The 6,490-nt window shown below is 47.2% G+C and carries 7 protein-coding genes; 2 read left to right on the top strand and 5 right to left on the bottom strand.

Going from position 1 to position 6,490, the window contains the following annotated elements; genetic code table 11:
* The 4 genes from ACLQMU_RS07255 to ACLQMU_RS07240 form a co-directional block, all read right to left on the bottom strand.
* A partial coding sequence (locus ACLQMU_RS07255; protein WP_443673633.1) for an acetate uptake transporter occupies window positions 1-325 on the bottom strand: 325 nt, incomplete at its 3' end.
* A 218-nt stretch (window positions 326-543) separates the two neighbouring features.
* Window positions 544-843, bottom strand: a complete 300-nt coding sequence (locus ACLQMU_RS07250; RefSeq protein WP_422148893.1) for a hypothetical protein — start codon at window positions 841-843, stop codon at window positions 544-546.
* Window positions 844-1,504: 661 nt separating this feature from the next.
* The gene (locus ACLQMU_RS07245) at window positions 1,505-2,599 is read right to left on the bottom strand and encodes a Fic family protein (RefSeq protein WP_443673632.1); all 1,095 of its coding nucleotides are present in this window, start codon (window positions 2,597-2,599) and stop codon (window positions 1,505-1,507) included.
* Window positions 2,589-4,184, bottom strand: coding sequence for a class I SAM-dependent DNA methyltransferase (locus ACLQMU_RS07240; protein ID WP_424039582.1), 1,596 nt, complete (start codon window positions 4,182-4,184; stop codon window positions 2,589-2,591). Before ACLQMU_RS07240 ends, ACLQMU_RS07245 begins: the two co-directional genes overlap by 11 nt.
* Before the next feature lie 92 nt (window positions 4,185-4,276).
* Here ACLQMU_RS07240 and ACLQMU_RS07235 point away from each other — a divergent pair, with 92 nt between their 5' ends.
* Both ACLQMU_RS07235 and ACLQMU_RS07230 read left to right on the top strand, forming a co-directional pair.
* Entirely contained in the window at window positions 4,277-4,654 is a 378-nt protein-coding gene (locus ACLQMU_RS07235; protein WP_422148669.1) for a hypothetical protein, read from the top strand.
* A gap of 38 nt (window positions 4,655-4,692) precedes the next feature.
* A complete protein-coding gene (locus ACLQMU_RS07230; RefSeq protein WP_422148668.1) occupies window positions 4,693-5,319 on the top strand; it encodes a hypothetical protein in 627 nt (208 codons plus the stop codon).
* A gap of 442 nt (window positions 5,320-5,761) precedes the next feature.
* Here ACLQMU_RS07230 and ACLQMU_RS07225 read toward each other — a convergent pair whose 3' ends face one another.
* Window positions 5,762-6,334 carry a methyltransferase family protein gene (locus ACLQMU_RS07225; RefSeq protein WP_422148667.1) on the bottom strand — a complete coding sequence of 191 codons (573 nt, stop codon included), beginning with the start codon at window positions 6,332-6,334 and terminating at the stop codon, window positions 5,762-5,764.
* Window positions 6,335-6,490 lie beyond the last annotated feature (156 nt).

The raw sequence follows: 6,490 nt of genomic DNA, 5'->3' as shown, positions 1-6,490 counted from the left end.
CTGGCCCCGGTGCCTTGGCAAGGCCGAGAACCGGCAGCATGAGGACGCCGGCAAAGGTCATCCAGAAGAACCCGAAACTCACGAAGGTCAGAAACCCGAAGTTGTTGTTCTTCTTCCATTCCATGAGGCCGGCAATGATCTGGGCAAGGCCGCCGTAGAAAATTGCCATGGCAAAGATCGGACTGGTGATGCCGATGACCCCGGCATTCCAGAGGCTTAAAAGAATGGTCGTTGTTCCGAATGCGCAGAGCCCGAGCGGCGCCGGGTTTGCGGTCTGGTCCATAAGGAAGATATTGTTCCTGTTTGTTTCTTCAGCGTTCACCATAATTTCCACGTAACCTGAATTACCTGACGCATACGGACGCTGCTCACGTGCATCATGCACCCATAGTTTCACCGGTTCGGGCAGGACATTTGTGAGATCGACCAGATGAGGCAGTGCATTGATCTCTTTGTCTCTTGTCTTAACCCTTCGTTTATGATTCCTGTGACGTGTGCCTGTTCCCCGGTGATACTTTTCCCTGCAGGTACCCGTGCAGCCATTCAGGTGCCTGTGCGGCAGGAGTCGATTGCATACGGGGGCGTCCTCTGGCCCGGGAGGTCTGAAAAATCCCTTGGCCCGGCTATATGCCGGGCTAAGGGGAATATATATGCAGTCCGGTTATCATGACAACCGGCAGGATTTTTGCAATTGTTTTGGATACTTTTTTTTATAGGGGGAACAATGGTTTCATTCTCTCCGAAGTATTCCCAAAATGTAGATGCAGTCTCAAAATTGTTTTCGATTTTCTTTATCCCGCTATTCGGATCGGCATTAATTGTCGGAATATTTGTTATTCCCATTTTGCGATTTTTCAAACGCCGATATACAAATCGGTTCCTGAAGAACGTTATGATGTGAAAAGTCTTTTTTTTCGTCAATCATTTTTGGCACTACATCCGCAATCCAGTCCCGGCAAACGCCCTGAATTGCGATCCTCACTTAACCTAATCCGGGCCCAAATCGAGCTCCGATTCCCCTCCCCCACTCCCAAAAGAAGCCCATATCGGGCTCCGTTTAAAAACAACCCCAAATCAGCCGTATTTTGGCAATCGGACAAATTAAAAAGATCTCATAGACGCGTTTGAGGGGCGTTTCTGGCTTGGATTGGGTTTCGGTTGGGGATGAAAACAGTGGCCTGTAATGGGCCGATATTAAGCGTTAATGGGCATTATATGGAGTTCAATTTGGGCGTATTTTGGCAAATGGGGGAAAATCTGAGATTTTATTTTTGAGTGATATAATCGGACGGTTTTACGGGCGTATTTTTTTGGGGGGGGGGAGGGGGTCCTCTTTAATGTCCTGGGATTTTTCTTCGTTTACCATGGTTTTCCTCTCTACGACCTGTCGATCGAATCGACACTTCTCCCGGACCTGTCGAAAATATCAAATAATTTCAACATGTCGAACCAATCGACACATCGCCCAGAATTGTCGAAAATATTAAAAAATATCGACATGTTGTTACGGCTCCTTGAGTATTTTTAGGAGTGCAGGGTTGCTGAATAATTTCTCCCGACCCACCTTCTCGGACTTTAAAACGCCGATCTCTTCCATGGCCTTCAGATAATCTGCTGCGGTCTGCCTTTGTGAAATTTCCGCATCGACGACAAACTGAATTTTACAATAGGGCTGGACAAAAATCAGCTCGACAAGTTCCTTCGAATAAATCTGTTTGGGAAGGCTTGTCCGGCACAGCGTAGTTGTTTCTTCCAGCAGGCGGCGGATCTCAAGGATGCGCTGGTAAGTCCTCATCGATGTCGCCTCAACTGCTGATAGCATGAAGAGCACCCAGGGTTCCCATTCCTGCTTTTCCGTCACATCACGCAATAACCGGTAATAATCTTTCTTGTGCTCGATGATGTAGTGACTGAGATATAAAACGGGAATATCAAGCAGGCCTTGTTCGACGAGATAAAGAATATTAAAAATCCGGCCGGTCCTTCCATTACCATCTTCAAAAGGATGAATTGTTTCAAACTGGTAGTGTATCAGCGCCAGACGAATGAGGGGATCCAGTTCGTTATCATCCGGTTTTCGTATGTAATCCCCGAGAAGGTTCAGTTTCTCTAAAAGGATATCCCCCCCGTCCGGGGGCGTATAGACTACAACTCCCATCGCCTTATTCCCGAGCTGAGTACCGGAACCCTGCCGAAACTGCACTTCGTGATCGAGCAGACCTTCACAGACCTGCCTGAGCATCGCCATTGACAGGGGTTGATCCTTAAGCAGATCGTAACCCCTGCGGAGAGCCGTCCGATAGCGGAGGACCTCTTTGGTTTGAGGATCAATTGCGGCCCCGGGCGGGAGAATTGCTGCCTTGTAGAGTTTATCGCCGGTCGTGACGATGTTTTCAATTTCTGAACTGTCCTGTGCTTCCCGAAGAGGAAGAGCGTTGATGAGAATATCCTGATTAGGGATGAGATTCCCCGCACTTTTCAAAGAGGCAAGAGCACGGTGAGCACCCACACATTTTTTCAGAACCGTCTTTGATTCCAGATCAATGGGTGGGGGAAGAGGTGGAAGTTCGTTGTACGCTTTTGTGCGGTCAAATTTCATAGCCGAGCCCCTTGAGATTCTGCCGTATCTCTGATTCAAGCACGTGGGATTCCACAAGCTGGTCATGGAGCGTGCCCGTCAGCCGTTTCATCTTCTCATCGAAGGGTTCCCCGTCGTCCTCAACAACTTCTGCGCCAACATACCGGCCCGGCGTGAGAACGAAATTATTTTCCCGGACCTTTTCAATCGGTGCACTCATGCAGAACCCGGGGACATCGGCATATTCTCCGGCCCCCTCGTCACCCCGCCATGCATGGTAGGTATCCGCGATCTTAGCGACATCTTCTGGGGTGAGTTCCCAGTGAACACGGTCTTTCAGCACGCCAAGTTTCCGGGCATCGATGAAGAGAATTTTTCCCTGCCGGTTTTTGAATTTATGATTCTTTTTGTCACGGGAAACGAACCAGAGGCAGACGGGGATCTGGGTGGAATAAAACAGCTGCCCGGGCATCGCCACCATGCAGTCTACGAGGTCCGCCTCGATTATATTTTTCCGGATTTCACCTTCATTTGAGGTGTTGCTCGACATCGAACCGTTGGCGAGAACAAAACCGGCAATTCCCGTAGGTGCAAGATGGTGGATAAAATGCTGAACCCAGGCAAAGTTTGCATTGTTCGCTGGTGGCACACCAAACTTCCACCGCACATCCTGCCGGAGCCGGTCACCTCCCCAGTCACTCATGTTGAACGGCGGATTGGCAAGAATGAAATCTGCTTTCAGGTCAGGGTGCATGTCGCGGTGAAAGCTGTCTGCATGTTCTTTTCCAAGATCGTTATCGATCCCACGGATTGCAAGATTCATCTTTGCGAGACGCCAGGTCGTGGGGTTGGACTCCTGACCGTAAATGCTGATATCGCCGATTTTCCCCCCGTGCGCCTCAACAAACTTCTCACTCTGGACGAACATCCCTCCGGACCCGCAGCAGGGATCAAATACTCGCCCCTTATACGGTGCGAGCATGGTAACGAGAACTTCAACAACGCACCGGGGCGTATAAAACTGACCGCCTTTCTTGCCTTCAGCACTTGCGAACTGTGAGAGGAAATATTCGTAGACCCGCCCGAGAATATCTTTCGAACGGCTCTCCTTATCTCCCATTCCGATCCGTCCGATAAGGTCGATGAGTTCTCCAAGGCGTTGTTTATCGAGTGCCGGTCGTGAGTAATCCTTAGGAAGAACACCTTTCAACTGTGGATTATCACGCTCAATTGCGATCATGGCATCGTCGATGAGTTTCCCGATGGTGGGCTGTTTTGCGTTCGCTAAAAGGAAAGACCACCGGGCCTCTTTGGGAACCCAGAAGACACGCTCAGCCCGGTACTCATCCGGATCCTCAAGCGCCATGTACCGCATATCGGGCTCCCGAACGTACCACTTGCTCGAAGAATCCCCCAGTTCGTATTCGAGCTGCTTGTGACGTTCAGCAAACGCATCCGAGATATATTTTAAAAAAATAAGGCCGAGAACCACATGCTTGTACTCAGCAGCATCCATATTGTTGCGGAGTTTATCTGCCATTTTCCAGCACTCGGATTCAAATCCAAGGTTGGCTCCGTTATGAGGGGTGGAACTTTGACGAGACATGTGAGATCATCTCATATTATGAGTCAATGAACTGGATATGTCTTCATTGAATAAATAGTTATAAAATAAAGATTATCACACAGTATCAATTGATGGCGGATCCTTCGGAAGACTCCAAAAAATCCTTAAATCTGGTCCTCAACGAGCAAAATTCAATTATCCAGTTATTTCTTGATCAATTCAAATTTAAGCAATCGCTATTAACAATATTCAGTCGCACTTCAGTTAATATTACACCACGATTCATCGATGCATCAATACTATTTCTCTTCCTATCATTTATTTTTGGATTTAATGGTTTGTTGAAATGGGATCTAACAACGCCTATGATTACATTAGGGATTATTGGACTCTTCGCAATGGTTGAATTAATCGGAACGAATACAGCACTATTTAAAAAATTCTTTGATACAGATAAAAAAACCAGAAAATTTTTAGATAATCTGGTTCAATGCCCACAAAACAAATAGAAGATGATATTAATTATCTAAATTTTTCTTCAAATAACATGAATTATCTTTTATCAATAGTTGAAAAGGACAAAAACAAAATCCCTCCGCACATTGTTGAAAAAATATTGGTTTCACAGGATTTGACGAAAGAAAATTTGGATAAAATCTTTACTCATAACATTTTAAACAATATCAGAGAAAAAGCAATCGCCACAATAACTATTCAAAAAATGGACAAATTAACTCCAGAAAACATCAATGCTATTTATGAAACCTTTCAGGGCAATGACCAAATTTTAAAAGTATTATTTGCCACTCAGTACGATAGTAAATCCTTACTCGTACATGATGAGGGTAGTCTAAAATTACACACATATTTTGAAAAATATCAGATCAAAAGAAAGCAATATGATATAGTGCTAAAACTCATTCCAATACATTACTTCGATAAAATAAAAGGGGGATTTTTGCTACTGTTTTGGATACTTTTTTTCATAGGAGGAATAATGGTTTCATTCTCTCCGATGTATTCCCAAAATGTAGATGTGGTATCAAAAATGGTTTCGATTTTATTTGTCCCTCTATTTGGATCAGCATTAATAGTCGGAATATTTGTTATTCCCATTCTGCGATTTTTCAAACGCCGATATACAAATCGGTTCTTGAAGAACGTTATGATGTGAAAAGTCCTTTTTCTTCGTTGATCTTTTTTGGCACCACCTCCGCCGTCCAGTCCCGGCAAACGCCCTAAACTGTGATCCACACCTACCCCCATCCGGGCCCAAATCGAGCTCCGTTTGCCCCTTAACGTGCACAAAAGAAGCCCGTATCGGGCTCCGTTTAAAAATACCCCCAAATAGGCCGTATTTTGGCAATCGGACGAATTAAAAAGATCTCATAGACGCGTTTTGAGGCCCGTTTCGGGACCCGGATGGGTAATTGGCGGGTGATGAAAACAGTGGCCTGTAATGGGCCGATATCGGGCTCTAAAGGGCATTATATGGGGCTCAATTTGGGCGTATTTTTGCAAACAAAGGCATATATGGGCACGGATTTTTGTGCGAGTCAATCGGACGGTTTTACGGGCGTATTTTGGCGGGAAAAGCATAGGAGATCTCCCCCCTTTCACAGGACATAGGGTATCAGGGATTTTACTTCCCGCCTGAACCGGGTGTATTCCTCGCCGAACTTCTCCTGCAGGATCTCTTCTTCCGCAGTTATCTTCAGCCATATTCCGATAACGATGATACCGACAACGACAAACGCCAGCAGTTCGCCCACGGCGACCGCAGCCCCGACCAGCGCCGCGAGCATCCCGGCATACATCGGGTTCCGGACGATCCGGTAAGGGCCGGTCCTGATGAGATGGTGGCCGCTCTTGATCGTCACCATGCTGCTCCAGAATTTCCCGAGATGGATCCGCGCCCACGTGGCAAAGAGAAGGCCGGCAGTGGTGAGAGTAACTCCGGTAAGGCCGGTCAGCACGGTGCCGGGAATGACCCGGACGATAAGGAGGCCGGGCGCTAAAAGCCGGATCGTAGTGAGGACGACGATGGCAAGGACAAAAACCAGGACCGACTGCTCGAAATACTGTTTCGATATCCGCTCGGTCTTTCCGCCGTACAAGAACCCAAGGGAAAAAATGAACGCCATAAAGGCGATCCATTCACCGGCGATGATGACAAACGCTGTATCCATACGGTCCCCCTGTTTTTGCGGCAAAGACTGCAGGCCGCAAATCCCAGGCGCACCACGTGAGAGTATTTCCACCGGGTGCATGAACGGGTCTCAGGATATTTTACGGCGGGACGAATAAAACATGCGCAGCCGGGAGAATCCGTTCATCCGTTCCCT

It is taken from the genome of Methanoregula sp., assembly GCF_052325125.1.
Taxonomy (GTDB): domain Archaea; phylum Halobacteriota; class Methanomicrobia; order Methanomicrobiales; family Methanospirillaceae; genus Methanoregula.
The sequence above is the reverse complement of the archived record's forward strand: the minus strand, read 5'-3'. Positions and strand labels throughout refer to the sequence as shown.

Excerpts from the sequence above, each read along its gene's own strand:
- ACLQMU_RS07235 (WP_422148669.1), top strand. The coding sequence starts at position 4,277 with ATGGCGGATCCTTCGGAAGACTCCAAAAAATCCTTAAATCTGGTCCTC.
- ACLQMU_RS07250 (WP_422148893.1), bottom strand. The coding sequence starts at position 843 with ATGGGAATAACAAATATTCCGACAATTAATGCCGATCCGAATAGCGGG.
- ACLQMU_RS07240 (WP_424039582.1), bottom strand. The coding sequence starts at position 4,184 with ATGTCTCGTCAAAGTTCCACCCCTCATAACGGAGCCAACCTTGGATTT.
- ACLQMU_RS07225 (WP_422148667.1), bottom strand. The coding sequence starts at position 6,334 with ATGGATACAGCGTTTGTCATCATCGCCGGTGAATGGATCGCCTTTATG.
- ACLQMU_RS07245 (WP_443673632.1), bottom strand. The coding sequence starts at position 2,599 with ATGAAATTTGACCGCACAAAAGCGTACAACGAACTTCCACCTCTTCCC.
- ACLQMU_RS07230 (WP_422148668.1), top strand. The coding sequence starts at position 4,693 with ATGAATTATCTTTTATCAATAGTTGAAAAGGACAAAAACAAAATCCCT.